The sequence below is a fragment of the Nonomuraea sp. NPDC051298 genome, from assembly GCF_055586305.1.
Map to the genome: position 1 here is coordinate 13,194 of NZ_JBVJIM010000006.1, position 19,012 is coordinate 32,205.

The 19,012-nt window shown below is 72.4% G+C and carries 16 protein-coding genes; 13 read left to right on the forward strand and 3 right to left on the reverse strand.

Features of this window, described 5'->3' with window-relative positions; all coding sequences use genetic code 11:
• Positions 1–51: 51 nt before the first annotated feature.
• On the forward strand, positions 52–705 hold the full coding sequence (locus tag ACZ6S0_RS19625) for a class III extradiol ring-cleavage dioxygenase family protein (protein ID WP_465919355.1): 654 nt from the start codon (positions 52–54) through the stop codon (positions 703–705).
• Here the strand turns inward: ACZ6S0_RS19625 and ACZ6S0_RS19630 are convergent.
• Positions 678–1,595, reverse strand: coding sequence for a ribonuclease Z (locus ACZ6S0_RS19630; RefSeq protein WP_465919357.1), 918 nt, complete (start codon positions 1,593–1,595; stop codon positions 678–680). The genes ACZ6S0_RS19625 and ACZ6S0_RS19630 overlap by 28 nt on opposite strands.
• 58 nt (positions 1,596–1,653) lie before the next feature.
• Positions 1,654–2,295: a nucleotidyl transferase AbiEii/AbiGii toxin family protein gene (locus ACZ6S0_RS19635; RefSeq protein ID WP_465919360.1), complete on the reverse strand. Its 642-nt coding sequence runs from the start codon at positions 2,293–2,295 to the stop codon at positions 1,654–1,656.
• 446 nt (positions 2,296–2,741) lie between these two features.
• Here ACZ6S0_RS19635 and ACZ6S0_RS19640 point away from each other — a divergent pair, with 446 nt between their 5' ends.
• From ACZ6S0_RS19640 to ACZ6S0_RS19665, 6 genes are all read left to right on the forward strand, one after another.
• Positions 2,742–3,383: a methylated-DNA--[protein]-cysteine S-methyltransferase gene (locus ACZ6S0_RS19640; RefSeq protein ID WP_465919363.1), complete on the forward strand. Its 642-nt coding sequence runs from the start codon at positions 2,742–2,744 to the stop codon at positions 3,381–3,383.
• Positions 3,384–3,396: 13 nt separating this feature from the next.
• Entirely contained in the window at positions 3,397–4,299 is a 903-nt protein-coding gene (miaA, locus tag ACZ6S0_RS19645; RefSeq protein ID WP_465919366.1) for a tRNA (adenosine(37)-N6)-dimethylallyltransferase MiaA, read from the forward strand.
• A gap of 9 nt (positions 4,300–4,308) precedes the next feature.
• Positions 4,309–5,121 (forward strand): diaminopimelate epimerase, encoded by an 813-nt coding sequence (gene dapF / locus ACZ6S0_RS19650; RefSeq protein ID WP_465919369.1) that lies wholly within the window; start codon positions 4,309–4,311, stop codon positions 5,119–5,121.
• 48 nt (positions 5,122–5,169) lie between these two features.
• Entirely contained in the window at positions 5,170–5,937 is a 768-nt protein-coding gene (locus ACZ6S0_RS19655; protein ID WP_465919373.1) for an SCO6745 family protein, read from the forward strand.
• Positions 5,938–5,956: 19 nt separating this feature from the next.
• Positions 5,957–8,233 (forward strand): tetratricopeptide repeat protein, encoded by a 2,277-nt coding sequence (locus ACZ6S0_RS19660; protein ID WP_465919375.1) that lies wholly within the window; start codon positions 5,957–5,959, stop codon positions 8,231–8,233.
• 245 nt (positions 8,234–8,478) lie between these two features.
• Positions 8,479–9,237 (forward strand): SDR family NAD(P)-dependent oxidoreductase, encoded by a 759-nt coding sequence (locus ACZ6S0_RS19665; RefSeq protein WP_465919376.1) that lies wholly within the window; start codon positions 8,479–8,481, stop codon positions 9,235–9,237.
• On the opposite strand, the gene ACZ6S0_RS19670 is transcribed toward ACZ6S0_RS19665, so the two are convergent.
• Positions 9,230–10,234: a helix-turn-helix domain-containing protein gene (locus ACZ6S0_RS19670; RefSeq protein ID WP_465919377.1), complete on the reverse strand. Its 1,005-nt coding sequence runs from the start codon at positions 10,232–10,234 to the stop codon at positions 9,230–9,232. The genes ACZ6S0_RS19665 and ACZ6S0_RS19670 overlap by 8 nt on opposite strands.
• 213 nt (positions 10,235–10,447) lie before the next feature.
• Here ACZ6S0_RS19670 and ACZ6S0_RS19675 point away from each other — a divergent pair, with 213 nt between their 5' ends.
• From ACZ6S0_RS19675 to ACZ6S0_RS19700, 6 genes are read left to right on the forward strand one after another with little or no spacing between them, the layout of a single operon-like run.
• The gene (locus tag ACZ6S0_RS19675; protein WP_465919379.1) at positions 10,448–12,868 is read left to right on the forward strand and encodes a GcvT family protein; all 2,421 of its coding nucleotides are present in this window, start codon (positions 10,448–10,450) and stop codon (positions 12,866–12,868) included.
• On the forward strand, positions 12,865–14,067 hold the full coding sequence (locus ACZ6S0_RS19680) for a sarcosine oxidase subunit beta family protein (RefSeq protein WP_465919381.1): 1,203 nt from the start codon (positions 12,865–12,867) through the stop codon (positions 14,065–14,067). Before ACZ6S0_RS19675 ends, ACZ6S0_RS19680 begins: the two co-directional genes overlap by 4 nt.
• The gene (locus ACZ6S0_RS19685; RefSeq protein ID WP_465919385.1) at positions 14,067–14,315 is read left to right on the forward strand and encodes a sarcosine oxidase subunit delta; all 249 of its coding nucleotides are present in this window, start codon (positions 14,067–14,069) and stop codon (positions 14,313–14,315) included. Before ACZ6S0_RS19680 ends, ACZ6S0_RS19685 begins: the two co-directional genes overlap by 1 nt.
• Positions 14,312–17,449, forward strand: coding sequence for a 2Fe-2S iron-sulfur cluster-binding protein (locus tag ACZ6S0_RS19690; RefSeq protein WP_465919388.1), 3,138 nt, complete (start codon positions 14,312–14,314; stop codon positions 17,447–17,449). The genes ACZ6S0_RS19685 and ACZ6S0_RS19690 overlap by 4 nt, the downstream gene beginning before the upstream one ends.
• 36 nt (positions 17,450–17,485) lie before the next feature.
• Positions 17,486–18,178 (forward strand): HNH endonuclease family protein, encoded by a 693-nt coding sequence (locus ACZ6S0_RS19695; RefSeq protein WP_465919391.1) that lies wholly within the window; start codon positions 17,486–17,488, stop codon positions 18,176–18,178.
• Positions 18,179–18,211: 33 nt separating this feature from the next.
• Entirely contained in the window at positions 18,212–19,003 is a 792-nt protein-coding gene (locus ACZ6S0_RS19700) for an endonuclease/exonuclease/phosphatase family protein (protein ID WP_465919393.1), read from the forward strand.
• Positions 19,004–19,012: the final 9 nt, after the last annotated feature.

The following is a 19,012-nucleotide window of genomic DNA, read 5'->3' on the forward strand; positions in this document are numbered from 1 at the left end:
GCGGGAGGGCGTGGTGCCCGTGGTGCGGCGGGGACACGTACGCTTGCGCCCGTGCTCGTAGCCGCGGCCGTCTGCCCGCCAACCCCGCTGGTCGTGCTGGGGATGCCCGACCTCCGCTCCGCCTGCCACACCGCGATCGCCACCCTGCGCGAGGCCCGCCCGGACAGACTGGTCGTCGTGGGCGGCGCGGACACCACGACCGCGTACGACGGCGGCGCGACCGGCACCCTGCGCCCCTGGGGACTCGACCACACGTCCGGCACAGGCGAGCCGGTGCTGCCACTCTCGCTGACCGTGGCCCGCGCCCTGCTGGGCGACCGCCCGTGCGACGGCCTCCAGTCCGTGGCCTTCGACGCCGCGAGCGAGGAGTGCCGGGCGGTGGGCGAGGGGCTGGCCACAGGCGGGGAGAGGGTGGCGCTGCTGGTCATGGCCGACGGCTCGGCCTGCCTCAGCCCTCGGGCCCCCGGCCGGTACGACGAGGCCGCCGGGCCGTTCAACGACCTGATCGCGAAGGCGCTCGCCGCCGGCGACCCGGCGGTCCTGGCCGGGCTCGACCCCGTCCAGGCCGACCGGCTGTGGGTGAGCGGCCGGGCCGCCCTGCAGGTGCTGGCGGGCGCGGCGGGCGGAAGGACGTACGAGGGACGGCTGCTGACGGCGGTCGCACCCTACGGCGTCGGCTATTTCGCCGGGTCGTGGCTGTCCTGACGCTTCGGCACGGGGATGCGCATCAGGTCGCGGGCCAGCACCACCTCGCCGTCGAAGTTGCGGCGCACCTCGGCGGTGAAGACGGGCTCGGAGTCGAAGCCGTACCGTTCGGAGAAGTGGGTGAGCACCAGCCTGCGCACGCCCGCGTCGGCCGCCACGACCCCCGCCTCGAACGCCGTCAGGTGCCCGTACTCCTTGGCCAGCGCGCTCTCCGACGACAGGAACGTGGACTCGATCACCAGCAGGTCGGCCCCCGAGGCCAGCTCGAAGACGGCGTCGCAGAGCCGGGTGTCCATGATGAACGCCACGCTCTGCCCCGGCCGGGGGACGCTGCACTCGGCCAGGGTGACGCCGCGTACGGAGCCGGTGCGCTGCAACTCGCCGACCTCGGGGCCGCGGATGCCGTGGGCGGCCAGCCTGTCGGTGAGCATGCGGCGCCCGGCCGGCTCCTGGACGCGGTAGCCGTAGGACTCGACGGGGTGCGACAGGCGGCGCGCGACGAGCGGGCCGACACCGGCCAGCTCGCCGGAGAGCGGATGCTCGGAGATGACCTGGGTGTCGGCGAAGACGGCGGCGTGGCGGAGCCTGCGCCAGTACGTCTCGCCGGAGCCAGGGAAGACGGCGCGCACCGGATGGCGTATCTTGTCGCGGGCGATCCGCTGCACGACCCCGGGCACGCCCAGGCAGTGATCGCCGTGGAAATGCGTCACGCAGAGCCAGTGCACGTCGCGGGCGCTCACCCCGGCGTGCACCATCTGCCGCTGCGTGCCCTCGCCGGGGTCGAAGAGGAAGCCCTGACCGTCCCAGCGCAGCAGGTAGCCGTTGTGGTTACGGTGACGGGTAGGAACCGCGCTGGCCGTGCCGAGTACTACGAGTTCGCGGTTTGACACGAGCGCGATGCTAAGGGTTCGGTGCGGATGTTGGCGATTCGTGTCCCGATCGAGGGCATCAGGGATGGTGTGATCCGACAGACCGTTCCCAGCGCCGGAAACGTTCGCGTAGCCTCGTGATGTCGTCGGCCGACAGGCCATGGTGAGCGAGCGCCTGATCAGGGATTCGCCTGAGAGCGGACAGGGCCACGGCGAACATGGCCTTGTCGAAGCCTGGATCAGCTTCAGCGGCGAGTCGGCTCAGATCGTCCATGGTGTAACGGTCACTGCGCAGGACCGCGTCAACGTCGACGAAGTCGCGGACTTCGGCGCGGCTGTAGAGGGCGGCCACCTTGTTCGCGACGGCATCGTCCTGGTGCAGAACAGGGCCGATCTCCAGCCGGACCGGTGGATGGGCGCGCCAGTCGACTCCCAGCTCGACCTTCACTGAGCGCCCCACGTCATCGACGACCAGTAGGCGGGCGAAGCCTGGACTCTCCTGGGCGATCTCAGCCTTCATACCGGCTTCGCGGTACGCCGCTACGGCCGCGCGTACCGCGAGATCGAAGTCGCCACCAGCAGAGGTGAAGAGATCCACATCCTCTGAACGCCGGGTGAGGAATCCATGAGCCTGGACGGCATAACCGCCGGCGAGGGCGAAGCCGAAGCGCTCGGTGGCGAGCAAGCCGATCTTGGTCACCCGTTCGTGCAGAGGGTCCATGGTCGCTACGCGGCCCGCGACAGAGGTCGGAAACGGGCTTCCCACGTCTGCCTCGCCTGCACGGGCAGGAAGAGGCGCGGCCAGATGCGGATCAGGACCGAAGCGTTCAGGTAGGCGCGGAGGTCATCGATGTGAGCCGCCTCACGGATAACACGCTCGTACATGAGGCCTAGCTGGGCAGTGTCATCCAAGTCGTAAACCCGCTGCTCCGACCAGTCGAGGTGGATGGGCAGCCGGACCACGCCGGTGACCGGCCCGGCCAGCTCATCGAGACGGGCGGGAACGAGGTACGGTCGGCGGCTTGCGTATCGAGACCGAGTGTCCACACCTCCAGTCTGCCCGTTCCTGGACGCTTCCGCAGTTCACCACTGGCCCGCCGGTTGGTCATACTCGAAAGAAATTTCTACCCGTTGTGGTTACGGTGACGGGTAGGAACCGCGCTGGCCGTGCCCAGCACCACGAGCTCACGTGAGGACATGATGCCCGCCCAAGAGGAACGCGCCCGAGTGGAGTCCGGCCGAGAGGAGCCCACCCGGGAGGGGACGGCCGGGGAGGGGACGGTCGCCTTTGCCGAGGTGGCCACGCCGGTAGGCCCGTTCGTGCTGGCCGTCACCGAGATCGGCATTGTGGCCGCGGGCTGGGTGTCGGGCCGGGTGCCGGCCCCTGGCGCGCGCGCCCGGCTGGCCGGCCGCCTCGAGCTGGCTGAGGTTCATGATGCGGATCGTACGGCCTCCGCCGTCGCCGAGCTGAGAGCATATTTCGCCGGAGAGCTGAAGGCGTTCGAGACGCCGATCGACTGGCGGCTCATGTCGGGCTCGCGGCTGCGGGTGCTGCGGGCGCTGTACGGCGTCCCGTTCGGCACCGCCGTCACCTACGGCGAGCTGTCCGGTCTGGCCGGGTCCTCCGTGCCCGCCAGGGGCATCGGCTCGATCATGGGCTCCAACCCGATCCCCATCGTCGTGCCCTGCCACCGCGTGATCGCGGCGGGCAGCGGGCTGGGCGGGTTCAGCGGGGGCGAGGGCGTCGAGACCAAGCGGTGGCTGCTGACCCACGAGGGATATCTGCCACCGTCTCTCCTCGATCTCTAGCAAACTGGTCGACGTGCGCCAGCCAGTCATCGCCGTGGTGGGCCCCACGGCCGCGGGAAAGTCCGACCTCGCCGTCGACGTCGCCCTCCGCCTCGGCGGTGAGTGCGTCAACGCCGACTCCATGCAGCTCTACCGCGGCATGGACATCGGCACGGCCAAGCTCACCCTCGCCGAGCGGCGCGGGGTTCCGCACCACCTGCTCGACGTCTGGGACGTGACGGTGACGGCCAGCGTGGCCGAGTACCAGAAGCTGGCCAGGGCCGTCATCGACGCCGTCGAGGTGCCCGTGCTGGTCGGCGGCAGCGGCCTGTACGTACGGGCGGCCATCGACGACCTGGAGTTCCCCGGCACGGAGCCGGAGATCAGGGCCAGGCTGGAGGCGGAGCTGGCCGAGCGCGGCCCGGCCCCCCTCTATGAGCGCCTGCGCGAGCTCGACCCCGCCGCCGCCGCGGCCATCCTGCCGAGCAACGGCCGGCGCATCGTGCGCGCCCTCGAGGTGATCGAGCTGTCGGGACGCCCGTTCTCGGCCACCATGCCGTCCTACGACGCGGTCTACCCGAGCGTGCAGATCGGCCTGGAGGTGCCCAGGCCGGTGCTGGACGAGCGGATCGAGGTCAGGGTCGAGCGCATGTGGCGGGCGGGCCTGGTGGACGAGGTGCGTACGCTGCTCGGGCAGGGCCTGGCCGAGGGGCGTACGGCCGGCCGCGCCCTCGGCTACGCCCAGGTCGCCCGCTTCCTCGCCGGCGAGTGGAGCGAGGACCACGCGATGGCCGAGACGGTCAGGCTGACCAGGCGTTTCGCCCGGCGGCAGGAGTCGTGGTTCCGCCGTGATCCGCGGGTGCGGTGGCTGCCGTACGACGCTCCCGATCTCCTTGATCGGACCCTGGCTCTCATTGCCGGACACTCGTACGAATAAACTCCTGCAATGCGCTTTCTCAAGGGGCACGGCACCGAGAACGACTTCGTCATCCTGCCTGATCCCGACGGGGAGGTCGACGTGTCGGCCGCGCTCGTCGCCAGGATCTGCGACAGGAGAGCCGGCCTCGGGGCCGACGGCGTGCTCAGAGTGGTGCGTACGAAGCGCAGCCACGAGGTGGCCGAGCACTCGTCGGCGGCGGAGTGGTTCATGGACTACCGCAACTCCGACGGCAGCGTGGCCGAGATGTGCGGCAACGGCATGCGCGTGTTCGCCCGCTACCTGCTCGACGCCGGGCTGGAGCACGCGCCGGAGTTCGGGGTGGCGACCAGGGGCGGCGTACGCAGGGTGCGGGTCGAGCCGAACGGCGACATCACGGTCGACATGGGCAAGCCCGTCGTCCAGGGCGAGAGCGTGGCGACCGTGGGCGGTCAGGAGTACGGCGGGCTCCACATCAGCCTCGGCAACCCCCATCTGGCGTGCGCGATCGGCGACCCCGTCGTCCAGCTCGACCTCAACCACCAGCCGGGCTTCGACACGGCGGTCTTCCCCACCGGGGTCAACATCGAGCTGTTCAACCCGGTCGGCACCAGCCGCGTGGTCATGCGCGTCTTCGAGCGCGGCTCCGGCGAGACCCGCTCGTGCGGCACCGGCGCGGTCGCCACGGCCGTCGCCGCCGCGAGCCTGACGGGCGACACCACCGGCACGTGGACGGTCGAGGTGCCGGGCGGCACGCTGACCGTCATCCTCGACGAGGACACCAGCTACCTGTCCGGCGCGGCGGTGATCGTGGCCAGCGGCGAGCTGATGCTTGCAGAATGAAGTTCTAATAGGGAATGCTGGGTTCACTTCACGAACTGAGAGGTGGACATGGCCGACCCGCGCACCACCGCCGCCCAGGTCAAGGGGCCCATCGGCCGGCTCGGCGGCGGATTCATGATCTCCAGAGAGGCCAAGGCCGTCTGTGAGGAGTACGGGCTCGGTCCCCGGGAGTTCTACTTCAGGGGCCGTTGCGGCGTACTCGGTGAGTGCGAGGCCGACGTCGTCACGTCGGTGGCGGTCTTCTTCCCGCCCGCCCACGTCGAGGAGAGCTGGAACGGCGGACGCAAGCTCGCGGTCGACCGCGCCGTCGAGCTCTACGCCGAGGTGTGCCAGGCGTGGGGCAGGCGCAAGCTGGGCGGCCACCACGGCTGCGCCAGGATCGCCGAGCTGCTCCTGCCGGTCGTGGCGCAGGCGTCCTGCGTCGGGGCGCCGCTGTTCGCGGGCTGGCGGGCCGTGCCGCTGCCCGCCGACCCGCCCGCCAGGGCCGCGCAGCTCATGCACGTCGTACGCGAGCTGCGCGGCGGCCTGCACGCCAACGCCGTGATCGCGGCGGGGCTGCACCCGCTGGAGGCCACACTGGCCGCGGCGCACGACACCACGCCCTTCTCGGGCCCCTTCGGCGCCATCACCGGCGCGGACGTCGCCAGGTTCTTCACCTGGCCCGAGCCGTACGCCGAGCCGGGCCCCGCAGTCGTGGCCGAGCGCGCCGCCGTGGAGGAGATCACCGACGACCTGATGGCGGAGGTGTTCGGGGTCCTGACCGACGCGCAATCCGACGAGCTGATCGAGCTCCTGCGTTTTGGGGACGCTCGTTGACCTGGCAGACTGGCTGCCCATGGACGTGGACATCTGGGCCTGGGTCGGCGAAACCCAGCAGCAGCTTTCCGAGGCGGGCAACGTTGGCCTCGCCATGGCGCTGGGAGACCTCCCCGCACAGGCCTACGAGGGCCGATATCCGCAGCTCGACGTCATGGCCCCGGCCATCGCCCAGCAGGCCGAGGCGCTGGAGCTGCCCTGGCTCGAGTTCTACTCCCGCTACTGGCACCTGGTCGGCCGCATCGGCGACCGGGCCCAGGGAGCGGTCGCCCTCGACGACGCCCAGCAGCTCCTGTCGTTCGCTCAGCGCGAAGACGTCCGCGAGTGCCCGGCCACCGTGGCCGCCGTCGAGGCGCTGGCCGTCGCGTGGGCCAACACCGACGGGCCCGGCCACGCCGCCGAGCGCCTGGAGACGCTCGGCGGCCACATCGAGGGCCTGAGCCCCGAGAAGCCGGCCTTCGCCGGGCTGGTCACCCAATACGTCGCCGCGCTCATCGACGCCGGCAAGCCCGACGAGGCGGTCACCTACGCCGAGTCCGCCGTCGAGCGGCTGCGCACGGCCGGCCGCGAGGCGAGCTGGGAGCTGGGCGCCGAGAGCGCCCGCGCGCTGCTGGCCGCCGGCCGCGCAGAAGACGCGCTCAACGCGCTGCAGGCCGCGGCCGAGTTCCAGGCCGACGACCCGGTGGCCAAGGAGCACCGCGACGGCGTGCGGCGCGCGCTGATCCTGGCCACGCTGGGCCGCACCGCCGAGGCCGTCGACGCGCTGCCCGACCTCGACGTGGTGGGCGAGCACCCGCGCGTCTGGGTCGAGTGGGCCCACGCTGTCAGCAAGCTCGCCGACTCCGCCCAGATCACCAACACCTGGCAGCTCGGCCGCGTCGTGCGCCAGTGGATCGACTACTTCGGCATGATGGGCGGCTACCGCGCCCGCGTCGAGCTCGCGCTGGTCGCGGGCGAGCTGGCCCTCGGCAGGAAGGGCGCCTGGCAGGCCAGGCTGCTGGCCGACGTGGCCGAGTCCGCCGCCGCCGAGCTGCGCGAGAACGCGGGCGTGGCCGAGCGCATCGCCGCCCTGCGCGCCGCCGCCGACACCACCGAGGAGCCCGAGGCCCCCGGCCCGCGGGAAGAGCTGGTGGGCCTGTTCGACGCCGCCGACGGCTTCAACGCCGACCCGGAGAGGTGGGTCGGCTGGCTGGCCCCGCTGTCCGGCCAGGATCTCGAGGCCACCCGCCGCCACACCACCACGATGGGCTTCCTCGGCTACCCGGCCACCGGCGCCGACATCTACTGGAAGATGCTGGTCGACACCGACGGCATCGCCACCGCCGACCCCGACGACGTGGCCTACCTGACCACGCTGCTCATCGAGGCCCGCCAGGACGAGCGGCTGGAGCAGATGGCCGCGCTGCTGCCGCACGCCGCCCAGCACCTCACGCTCGCCAGGCTCCACAGCGCCCGCGAGCGCTGGCAGGAGACCGTCGACTCGGGCGAGCACGCCATCGCCGCCGGGGCCGGCATCGAGGCCCGCCGCCTGCTGTCCGGCGCGGCCCAGCAGCTCGACCAGAACCCCCGGGCGGCCCAGGTGCTGCTGGAGGTGCTCGACGAGCTGACCGACGAGGACGTCTGGCGCATGATCGTCATGGCCACCTCGGCGGAAGACTGGGAGACCGTGCGCAAGGGCGCGGCCAAGATCGGCATGCCGATCAAGTCGAACGAGGGCCCGATCGAGGAGGAGATGGGCCTCATCAGGCTCATCCTGCCCGCGCCCGACGGCGGCCAGCGCCAGGTGCTGTCCATCCGCACCGGCCCCGCCACCGCCCGGCTGGCCCTGCCGCAGCCGCGGGGGATGGACTACAACGCCGGCGACCTGGTCGTCTTCGACCCGCAGCTCCTCGAGCCCGTCCCCGACGACCCGCAGGAGCAGCAGAACTTCGTGCCCCCGTTCGCCGCGGTGCGCATCCTGCGGCCCGGCGGCTACACCAGCTTCTTCTTCGACGGCGCCGCGCCGGGCGAGTCGGACTGGGCGGAGTTCACCGAGGTCATGGCCGAGCGCGGCTGGCCGATGTGGGTCTACAGCGACGAAAACTACACCGTCACCCACCCCAGCTCCGGCGAGCCGCTGCCGGGGGTGTTCGGCTGGGTCGCGGTGCCGCCCAACGTCTCGGCCAACGAGGTCGACGCGCTGCTCGACGACGCCACCGAGCGGTGGGTGCACCCGCTGGCCTGGCTCGACCTGGCCCGTGAGATCGACGTCGAGGTCGAGCGGCACGAGCGCATCGTCAAGGAATACGGGCTCTAGGCCCGCTTTCCCCGCGGCCGCCGCACCACTTCGGGGCGGCGTGCCGCTCTCCCAAGTCGCACCCGCACCACTTCGGGGCGGCGTGCCGTTCTACCAAGTCGCACCCGCACCACTTCGGGGCGGTGTGCCGCTCTACCAGGCCGCACCCGCACCGCGTCGGGGTGGCGGGCCGCTCTCCCGCGCCGCCGCCGCGTCATGCCGGGGGCGTGCCGCGCGTGGTCGTCCGGGTGGAAGGTGGGGCTGACGTGCTGGAGCGGTTCCGGCTCGACGGCAAGGTCGCGATCGTCACCGGGGCGTCGTCGGGGCTGGGCGTGGCCTTCGCCCGCGGCCTGGCCGAGGCGGGCGCCGACGTGGTGATCGGCGCCCGGCGCGCCGAGCGGCTGGAGCGGACGCGGCGGCAGGTCGAGGAGACCGGCCGCCGCTGCCTGGCCGTGGCGACCGACGTGTCCAGGCCGGAAGACTGCGACGCGCTCGTGGCCGCCGCCGTCGAGGCGATGGGCGGCGTCGACGTGCTGATCAACAACGCCGGGGTCGGCACGGCCGTGCCCGCGGTGCGCGAGACCCCGGAGGAGTTCCGCCGCGTCATCGACGTCAACCTGCACGGCGCCTACTGGATGGCGCAGGCGTGCGCCAGGGTGATGCGGCCCGGCTCGTCGATCGTGAACATCGGCAGCGTGCTCGGCGAGACCACGGCCGGGCTGCCGCAGGCCGCCTACAGCGCGTCCAAAGCGGGGGTCGCCGGGCTCACCCGCGACCTGGCGCAGCAGTGGACCGGGCGGCGTGGCATCCGGGTCAACTGCCTGGAGCCCGGGTTCTTCGCCTCGGAGATGACCGAGCAGTACCCGCCGGGCTATCTGCCGAGGATGTTGGAGTCGCGGGTGGTCATGGGGCGGGCGGGCGATCCGGACGAGCTGGTCGCGGCCGCGGTGTTCCTGGCGAGCGACGCGGCGTCGTACGTCACGGGGGTGACGCTGCCGGTGGACGGCGGGATCCTGATCACCTGAGCCCGTCGCCCTCGGCCAGGAGGTCGTTCTGGGCGGCCAGGAAGCCGGCGTGGAAGCGGGTCCTGGCACCCAGGTGATCGACGAGCACCTGGACCCGGCGTTGCACCGTACGCGAGCTGAGCCCGAGCTGCCGGGCGATGGCGTCGTCCTTCATGCCGGCCGCCAGCAGGGTCAGCACCTCCGTGTCGGGGGCCTGCGGCCACGCCTCGGGCCCCGGGGTGTCCTCCGCCAGGCGCAGCGGGACGGACGCCCGCCACAACGTCTCGAACAGCCCGACCAGGGCGTCCAGCAGCGCCGACGGGTGCACCACGAGCGCGCTCTCCACGGCCCGGTCCTCGTCGGAGACCAGCGGCAGGATGGCCGTGCGGGCGTCGGCGACGGCCAGCTTGACGGGCACCTGGCCGAGCCTGGCCTGTTCGCCGTCGGCGACGGCGCGGCGGGTGTGGTCCAGCATGCCGGGCTGCTCGAAGGCCAGCGGGCTGTAGATGCCGCGGGTGACGAGCGCGCCCTGGCGGGCCGCGCGCTGGCGGTTCTCCCTGTCGTCGCTGATGTCCACCGCGTACGGCGGATGCACCAGCACCAGCATCTCCTGGGTGGCGTTGCGTTCGAGCTGGAGGTAGCGCCGGGCCACCGCGTCGCGCCCTGTCACCACCTCCAGCACCTCCTCCGGATGCGGCCCGCCGCGCTCGGCGACCTCGGTGGCCAGCAGCGCGGCGGCGGCCCTGCTGTGGGTGATCTCCTCCTGGCGGCGGGCGACCAGGATGTCGACGGCGATGTTCGGCGGCGTGGCGACCACGCGCAGCGGCCGTCCGGCGACCCGGGAGCAGAGCGCCAGGTCCTCCAGCCGGGGCAGCATGCGGCGGATGGCGGCGGCCGACGAGCCGGTCTCGGCGGCCAGCTCGCTCAGCGTGGCGGGGCCGTGCCGGAGCAGGGCCCGGTAGGCGGTCTCCTCGGTGACGGTGACACCGAGCCCCTCGAGTAAGCGACGTTGCGCCATGTCGCCCTTTCCCCTGCGATGATCCGAGGTCAGCGTACTCGGCCGGGCCGCGCACGGAAATGATCTCCGCCGGTGACGCCGTCGTGGACGCCCTCGCTGTCCGGATCGGCGGGGTAAGGCGGCTCGCGTGGCTCTTGTTCCGGCGGGTCCTGGACTCTATCGTCGTTGCGTAGTCCGGCGCGTGTTGCGTATTAAGGAACAACCGGAGGCGCCATGAGCCGACCTCGTCTGGTGATCGTGGGAGCGGGGATCGTCGGCTGCGCCCTGGCCGATGAGCTGACCGAGCGGGGGTGGACGGACGTCACGGTCGTCGACCGGGGCCCGCTCTTCGCCACCGGCGGATCCAGCTCGCACGCCCCCGGCCTCGTCTTCCAGACCAACCCGTCCAAGACGATGACCGGGTTCGCCGCCTACACCGCCGGCAAGTACGCGGCACTCGGCGCTGAGTGCTTCCGCCAGGTCGGCGGGCTGGAGGTGGCCACCACCCCGGAACGCTGGCTCGACCTGCACCGCAAGCACGGCTGGGCCGAGTCGTGGGGCGTCGAGGCCCGCCTGCTCGACCCCGCGGAGTGCGCCGCGCTGTGGCCGCTGCTCGACCGGGACAAGGTGCTCGGCGGCTTCCACGTGCCGGGCGACGGGCTGGCGGCGGCGGTCGCGTGCGGCCGGGCGCAGGCGGCGCGGGCCACCGAGCGCGGGGCCAGGTTCCTGCCGCGGCACACGGTGGTCGGCATCGAGCAGCGCGGCGGCCGGGTCACCGGGGTGACGGTGGTGACCTCGGGCGAGTACCGTACGATCCCGGCCGACGTGGTGGTGTGCGCGGCGGGCTTCTGGGGCCCCTCGATCGGCGCGCTGGCCGGGCTCACCGTGCCGCTGCTGCCCCTGGCCCACCAGTACGCCAAGTCGGGCCCGCTGCCGATGCGGCGGCCCGCGAACGAGCCGGGCCCGATCCTCCGCCACCAGGACCGCGACCTGTACTTCCGGGAGCACGGCGACCGCGTCGGCATCGGCTCCTACGCCCACCGCCCCATGCCGGTCACCCAGGACGAGATCGGCCGGAAGGCCACCACCATGCCCTCGGTGCAGGCGTTCACCACGGAGGACTTCGACCCGGCCTGGCGGGACGCGGTCGAGCTGCTGCCGGCCCTGGCCGAGTCCAAGTACGAGGACGGCATCAACGGGATCTTCTCCTTCACCCCCGACGGGTTCCCGCTGATCGGCGAGGCCCCGCACCTCGACGGGTTCTGGCTGGCCGAGGCCGTCTGGGTGACCCACTCGGCCGGGGTGGCGCGGGCGCTGGCCGAGGTGCTGGTGGACGGGCGTTCCGAGGTCGACCTGCATGAGTGCGAGCTGAACCGGTTCGAGCAGGCGCAGCTCTCGCCCGCCTTCGTCGAGGAGCGCGGCAGGCAGAACTTCGTCGAGGTCTACGACGTCATCCACCCGTTGCAGCCGATGGAGTCGCCGCGGCCGCTGCGTACGAGCCCGTTCCACCAGCGGCAGCGGGAGCTGGGGGCGTACTTCCTGGAGGGGGCCGGGTGGGAGCGGCCGCAGTGGTTCGAGGCCAACGCGCCGCTGCTGGCCGACCTCGTACGGCGGGGCGACTCCGAGGCGCTCACGGGCACCGGGCGGCGCGACGCGTGGGCGGGCCGGCACTGGTCGCCGATCGCCGCCGCCGAGTCGTACGCCACCAGGGAGGGGGTGGCCCTGTACGACATGACGCCGCTCAAGCGCATCGAGGTCGCCGGGCCGGGGGCGGCGGCGTTCCTGCAGCGGATGACCACGAACAACGTGGACAGGAAGCCCGGCTCGGTCACCTACACCCTGCTGCTGGACGTGCACGGCGGCATCCGTTCCGACCTCACGGTGGCCCGGCTCGACGAGGACACGTTCCAGGTCGGCGCGAACGGCCACCTCGACCTCGACTGGCTGACCCGGCACGCCCCCGGCGGGGTGCGGGTGCGCGACCTCACCCCGGGCACCTGCTGCGTCGGCGTCTGGGGGCCGCGGGCCAGGGAGCTGGTGCAGGGGCTGACCGACCTGGACCTGTCGAACGAGGGCCTGCGCTACTTCGGCTGCGCGAGGGGATACGTCGGGCATGTCCCGGTGCTGGCGCTGCGGGTGTCGTACGTGGGCGAGCTGGGCTGGGAGCTGTACACCAGCGCCGACATGGGGCTCAAGCTCTGGGACACGCTCTGGGCCCCCGGGCCGGCGGTCGCCGGCGGCCGGGCCGCGTTCAACAGCCTGCGCCTGGAGAAGGGCTACCGGCTCTGGGGCGTGGACATGACCACCGAGCACAACCCGTACGAGGCGGGGCTGGGCTTCGCGGTCAAGGCCGACAAGGACTTCCTCGGCCGCGACGCGCTCTCCACGGACGTGCGCCGCAAGCTGGTGCCGCTGCTCAGCGCCGAGGTGGTCATGGGCAAGGAGCCGGTCCGGCACGACGGCCGCACGGTCGGGTACGTCACCAGCGCCGCCTACGGCCACACCCTCCAGCGCCCCATCGCGTACGCCTGGCTGCCGGCCGAGCTGGCGACACCCGGGACGCAAGTGGACATCTCCTACTTCGGCCGCCGCGTCCCCGCGGAGGTCGCCGCCGAGCCGCTGTACGACCCCGGGATGGAGAAGATCAGACGTTGACCCACCCCGACTTCCTCTGGCGCAACCCGGAGCCCAGGCCCTCCTACGACGTGGTCGTCGTGGGCGGCGGCGGGCACGGCCTGGCCACCGCCTACTACCTGGCCAGGAACCACGGCCTGACCAACGTCGCCGTCCTGGAGCGGGGCTGGCTGGCCGGCGGGAACATGGCCCGCAACACCACGATCATCCGCTCCAACTACCTGTGGGACGAGAGCGCGGCGATCTACGAGCACTCGCTGAAGCTGTGGGAGGGGCTGAGCGCGGAGCTGGACTACGACCTGCAATTCAGCCAGCGCGGGGTGCTCAACCTGGCGCACAGCCTGGGCGACGTGCGCGAGGGCCGGCGCCGGGTCAACGCCAACCGGCTCAACGGCGTGGACGCGGAATGGCTCGACGCCGACGAGGTCAGGAAGTTCTGCCCGATCGTCAACGTGTCACCGCGGGCCCGCTACCCCGTCATGGGCGCCACGTTGCAGCGGCGCGGCGGCATCGCCAAGCACGACCACGTGGCCTGGGCGCTGGCCCGCCGGGCGGACGCGTACGGGATCGACCTCATCCAGGGCTGCGAGGTCACCGGGTTCGAGATCGCGAACAACCGGGTCACGGCGGTGCGCACCTCGCGCGGCCGGATCGCCGCGGGGAAAGTCGCGCTCGCCGCGGCCGGGCACACCTCGGTGCTGGCCGCGCACGCCGGGATCCGGCTGCCCCTGCAGTCGCACCCGCTCCAGGCGCTGGTGTCGGAGCTGCTGGAGCCGGTGCTCGACTGCGTGGTCATGTCGAACGCCGTCCACGTGTACGTGAGCCAGGCCCACAAGGGCGAGCTGGTCATGGGGGCGGGGATCGACGCGTACAACTCGTACGGGCAGCGGGGCGGCGTACACGTGATCGAGGCGCAGATGGCGGCGGCGCTGGAGCTGTTCCCGATCTTCAGCCGGGTGCGCGTCCTGCGGACGTGGGCCGGCATCGTGGACGTCTCACCGGACGCCTCGCCGGTCATCGGCCGCACCCCGGTCGACGGCCTGTACGTCAACGCCGGATGGGGCACCGGCGGCTTCAAGGCCACCCCGGGCTCCGGCTGGGTGTACGCCCACACCATCGCCCACGACCGTCCCCATCCGCTGGCCGAGCCGTTCGCGCTGGAGAGGTTCAGCACGGGGGCGCTCATCGACGAGCACGGCGCGGCGGCGGTGGCGCACTGATGCTGCTCATCGACTGCCCGCACTGCGGCCCGCGCGACGAGAACGAGTTCCACTACGGCGGCCAGGCCGGGATCTCCTACCCCGAGAACCCCGCCGCCCTCTCCGACCGGCAGTGGGCCGAGTACGTCTTCCTGCGCGACAACCCCAAGGGCTGGTTCCGCGAACGCTGGTTCCACGTGCACGGCTGCCGGACCTGGTTCTCCGTCGAACGGCACACCGTGACCCACGAGATCAGGAAGACGCCATGAGGTTCACGTTCGACGGCCGTTCGATGCGGGGCGAGCTGGGTGACACGCTGGCCGCGGCCCTGCTGCGCAACGGGGTGCGGGTGGTGGGCCGCAGCGTGGAGCTGGGCCGGCCGCGCGGGATCTTCAGCGCCGGTGCGGAGGAGCCGAACGCCCTGGTCCGGGTGGGCCAGGACCCGATGCTGACGGCCACGACGGTGGAGCTGTACGACGGGCTGGAGGCGTGGAGCCTGCGCGGCAAGGGCCGGGTGGACCTCGACGCGACCGACGATCGCCGCTGCGACAAGGGCTACCTGCACTGCGACGTGCTCGTGGTCGGCGGCGGCCCCGCCGGGCTGGCCGCCGCCGTGGCGGCCGGGCGGTCGGGCGCGCGGGTGATCCTGGTGGACGAGCAGCCCAGGCTCGGCGGCGACCTGCTGAACTCACGGCTGCTCCTGGACGGCGCGCCCGCACCCGATTGGGTGGTGGGGCTCGACCTGCCGGGCCGGGTGCTCACCCGTACGACCGCTGTCGGCTACTACGACCACAACTACGTGGTGGCGGTGGAACGGCGGGCGCGGGGCGAGCGGCTGTGGCACCTCAGGGCGGGCCGGGTGGTGCTGGCGACGGGGGCGCACGAGCGTTCCGTCGCCTTTCCCGGCAACGACCGGCCGGGCGTGATGCTGGCCTCGGCCGCCCGCGCGTACGCGAACCGGTACGGGGTCGCGCCCTGGCGGCGGGCGGTGGTCTTCGCGTGCGCCGACTCCGGGTACGAGGCGGCGCGGGACCTGGCGGCGGCCGGGGTGGAGATCGCCGCGATCGTCGACCCGCGCCCCGGCTCGCCCGGCGCCCTGGCCGGACAGGTGGTCACCGGCACCACGGGTGACGAGGAGGGCGTGCTCACCGGCGTCCGGGTGGGCTCGGCAAACTTCGAGGCCGACCTGCTGGCCGTGGCCGGGGGCTGGAACCCGGCCGTGCACCTGTTCAGCCAGTCGCAGGGGCGGGTCCGGTTCGACGAGGCGCTGCAGGCGTTCGTGCCGGGCGCCTCGGCCCAGGCGGAGCGGTCCGCCGGGGCCTGCAGGGGCCTGTACGGCACCCGCGAGGCCATCGCGGACGGCTACGCGGCCGGGGCCGAGGCCGCCGGGCACCATCCGCGCGGCCTGCGGGTGCCCGAGTGCGACGAACGGCCCCCGCGCCCGCCTGCCGCCCTGTGGGCGGTCGAAAGCGCCACGGGTGACGCGGACGTCGCCGAAGAGCCGGAGGAGCCCGCCTTCGCGGACCTGCACCGCGACGTGACCGTGGCCGACCTGGCCAGGGCCGCCGGTACGGGCATGCGCTCGGTCGAGCACGTCAAGCGCTACACGACCGCGGGAACCGGCGCCGACCAGGGCAAGACCTCGGGCGCGGTCGTCGTCGGCGTCATGGCCACGCTCCTCGGCGCGGATCCCGGCCAGGTGGGCACCACCACGTTCCGGCCCCCGTACGCGCCGGTCTCCTTCGCCACCCTGGCCGGGCGCGACCGTGGCGAGCTGTCCGACCCCGTCAGGACCACCGCCATGCACGACGCGCACGTGGCCAGAGGGGCGGTGTTCGAGGACGTCGGCCAGTGGAAACGCCCGTGGTACTTCCCACGGGACGGCGAGACGATGCGGGCCGCCGTCCGGCGCGAGTGCCACGCGGCCCGCACCGGCGTGGCCGCCATGGACGCCTCCACCCTCGGCAAGATCGACATACGCGGCGCGGACGCCGGGGCCTTCCTCGACCGGATCTACACCAACCTCTACTCCACCCTCCCCGTCGGCGCCTGCCGCTACGGCCTCATGTGCGGGGCGGACGGGATGGTCTTCGACGACGGCACCACGACCAGGCTGGCCGAGGACCACTTCCTCATGACCACGACCACGGGCAACGCCGCCGCGGTGCTCGACCGGCTGGAGGAGTGGCACCAGACGGAGTGGCCCGGCCTGGACGTCTCGTTCACGTCGGTCACCGACCACTGGGCCACCGTGGCCGTCGCCGGTCCGCGCGCCAGGACGGTGCTCGCGTCGGTCGCGCCCGGGGCGCTCGACCTGGCGTTCATGCGGTACGCGGCCACCGACGTGCTGGGCGTGCCCGGCAGGGTGTTCAGGATCAGCTTCTCGGGTGAGCTGGCCTACGAGGTCAACGTGCCGTGGGCGTACGGGCGGGCGCTGTGGGAGGCGGTGCTGGCGGCGGGCGCGGTGCCGTACGGGACGGAGACCATGCACGTGCTGCGGGCCGAGAAGGGGTTCGCGATCGTCGGGCAGGAGACCGACGGCACCGTCACCCCGCAGGACCTCGGCATGTCCTGGATCGTCTCCGCGCGCAAGCCCGACTTCGTCGGCAGCCGCTCGCACGCCCGCCCCGACACCGCCAGGGCGGGCCGCAGGCACCTGGTCGGCCTGCTGCCCGACGATCCGGCCGCACTGGTGGCGGAAGGCTCCCAACTGATCGCCGCCGGCCCCTCACCGGCCCCGATGCTCGGGCACGTGACCTCCAGCTATGTCGGGCCCGCGCTGGGCCGCACGTTCTGCCTGGCCCTGGTCAGGGACGTGGTGCCCGGCGATCGGCTCGTCGCCGTGTCAGGGGGGACGGCCCTGCCGGTGACCGTCGTGGAGCCCGTCTTCTACGACCCGGACAACGCCCGGCGCGAGGGCGAGCCTTCAGCGGAGGCGGTGAGAGGGCGGGAGGCGGGTCCTGGGCGGGCGTTCGAGGTCCGGGCCGAGAGTCCTGCCGCCGCGTTCGCGGCCCGGTTCGAGGCGGCGGGCGGCGCGTCCGTACGGCTGCGCGAGGTGCCGTTCGAGCCCATGTGGGAGACCCGGGGCCCGGATCCGGGGGTGGGCCTGCGGCTGGGCCCGTCCTGGTGGCTCGTCCGCGGGGCCGCGGAACCCCGGCGGGACTGGGTGGACGTGTCGGGCCAGCGGACGGTCCTGGAGCTGTCGGGCCCGGCGGCCGAGGACGTCCTGATCACCGGCTGCCCCCTCGACCTGCACACGCTGCCCGGCCACGCCCAGACCCTGCTCGGCAGGACCTCGGTCGTCCTGGAACGGCGGGACCCCGAGACCTACCGGATCTACGTCAGGTCGTCTTTCACCAGGTATCTGGCGGAGTGGCTGCTCGACGCGATCGACGGCCTATAGGTCTATATCAGGGTATTACCTAGACTTTACGGAAACATGGTGAAAAGTCTGGGGGCGGATGTGCGGGTACGGGCGTTGGCGGCCGGTCTGGTCGCGGTGGCGGCGCTGGCGGGCTGCGGGGGACTCCAAGCGCAGTCGGGCGGCGGGCAGACCTCGGAGCAGGACCCGGCCTCGATCTCCGAGGCCCGCGAGAAACTGGACGGGCTCGCCGTCAAGGGCCGCGCCCCCAAGACGGGCTTCGACCGCGACGAGTTCGGCCCCGCCTGGTCCGACGTCGACCGCAACGGCTGCGACACCCGCAACGACATACTCAAGCGCGACCTCGTGGACGAGACGTTCAAGTCCGGCACCAAGGACTGCATCGTCCTGACCGGCACCCTGCACGACCCGTACAGCGGCAAGACCATCGACTTCAAACGCGGCCAGGACACCAGCACGGCCGTGCAGATCGACCACGTGATCCCGCTGTCGGACGCCTGGCAGAAGGGCGCGCAGCAGTGGTCGGCGACCAAGCGCAAGGAGTTCGCCAACGACCCGCTGAACCTCATGGCCGTGGACGGCCCGCTGAACGGCCAGAAGAGCGACTCCGACGCCGCCACCTGGCTGCCGCCGCGCAAGGCGTACCGCTGCACCTACATCGCCCGGCAGATCGAGGTGAAGGCGAAATACGGTGTATGGGTGACTTCGGCGGAGAAGGCGGCTATGGAGGGGATACTGGGGAGCTGCTGACTTATGTGATATATGTCCGTAAGATCACAAAGCATGCGTGCAAGAAGATGTGCCCCCGTCATCGCCGCGCTCGCCGTCCTCACCGGCGCCCTGCTCGCCGCACCGTCCGCAGCGGCCAACGCGGCGGTCAGCGTCGTCGTACTCAACTGGAACATCCATGGCGAGACCGCCGACATGAAGGCCATCGCCAAGGTGATCCGCGACAACGGCGCCAACGTCGTCACCCTCCAGGAGATCCACCGCAAGCCGGAAGCCGACCAGGTACGCCAGCTCGCCGACGAACTCGGCTGGGACATCACCGCCAACGCCCACTTCGGCGCCGGTGACGACGTCGGGCCCTGCGACGCCCCGCAGCCGGGCAAGGCGGGCAACGCGGTCCTGTCGTCGTTCCGGATCGTCGAGCGGGTGACGATCCCGCTCACGGACTTCGCCACCTGCCCGGTCAACCGCTCGATGGCCGGGGTCAGGCTCGACCTCGGCGGCGGCGCGGAGGTGCGGGTGTTCACCACGCACCTGTCGCCCGGCCTGTCGGAGACCTCGGTCGCCCGCCGCGAGGCGCAGGCCGCCAAGGTGCTCGACTACTTCGGCACCAGGACCGGCCTGATCCTCACCGGCGACTTCAACGCGCCGCCCACGGACGCGCTGTCCAAGCGGTTCGTGAGCGCGGGCTGGGTGGACACCGGCGCCAGGTACGCCCCCGAGCCCACCCTCGGCGACGCGCGCATCGACTACGTCTACACCCGCGGGGTCACCACGACCAGCGGATCCGTGCTCTCCACCACGCTGTCCGACCACCGGCCCATCATCATGCGGATGGTTCGCTGACCTCTCGCC

Bases quoted from the DNA above. Each gene is read 5' to 3' on its own strand.
- ACZ6S0_RS19695 (WP_465919391.1), top strand. From the start codon at position 17,486: ATGGTGAAAAGTCTGGGGGCGGATGTGCGGGTACGGGCGTTGGCGGCC.
- ACZ6S0_RS19660 (WP_465919375.1), top strand. From the start codon at position 5,957: ATGGACGTGGACATCTGGGCCTGGGTCGGCGAAACCCAGCAGCAGCTT.
- ACZ6S0_RS19670 (WP_465919377.1), bottom strand. From the start codon at position 10,234: ATGGCGCAACGTCGCTTACTCGAGGGGCTCGGTGTCACCGTCACCGAG.
- ACZ6S0_RS19675 (WP_465919379.1), top strand. From the start codon at position 10,448: ATGAGCCGACCTCGTCTGGTGATCGTGGGAGCGGGGATCGTCGGCTGC.
- dapF (WP_465919369.1), top strand. From the start codon at position 4,309: ATGCGCTTTCTCAAGGGGCACGGCACCGAGAACGACTTCGTCATCCTG.
- ACZ6S0_RS19700 (WP_465919393.1), top strand. From the start codon at position 18,212: ATGCGTGCAAGAAGATGTGCCCCCGTCATCGCCGCGCTCGCCGTCCTC.
- ACZ6S0_RS19690 (WP_465919388.1), top strand. From the start codon at position 14,312: ATGAGGTTCACGTTCGACGGCCGTTCGATGCGGGGCGAGCTGGGTGAC.
- ACZ6S0_RS19685 (WP_465919385.1), top strand. From the start codon at position 14,067: ATGCTGCTCATCGACTGCCCGCACTGCGGCCCGCGCGACGAGAACGAG.
- ACZ6S0_RS19655 (WP_465919373.1), top strand. From the start codon at position 5,170: ATGGCCGACCCGCGCACCACCGCCGCCCAGGTCAAGGGGCCCATCGGC.
- ACZ6S0_RS19635 (WP_465919360.1), bottom strand. From the start codon at position 2,295: ATGGACCCTCTGCACGAACGGGTGACCAAGATCGGCTTGCTCGCCACC.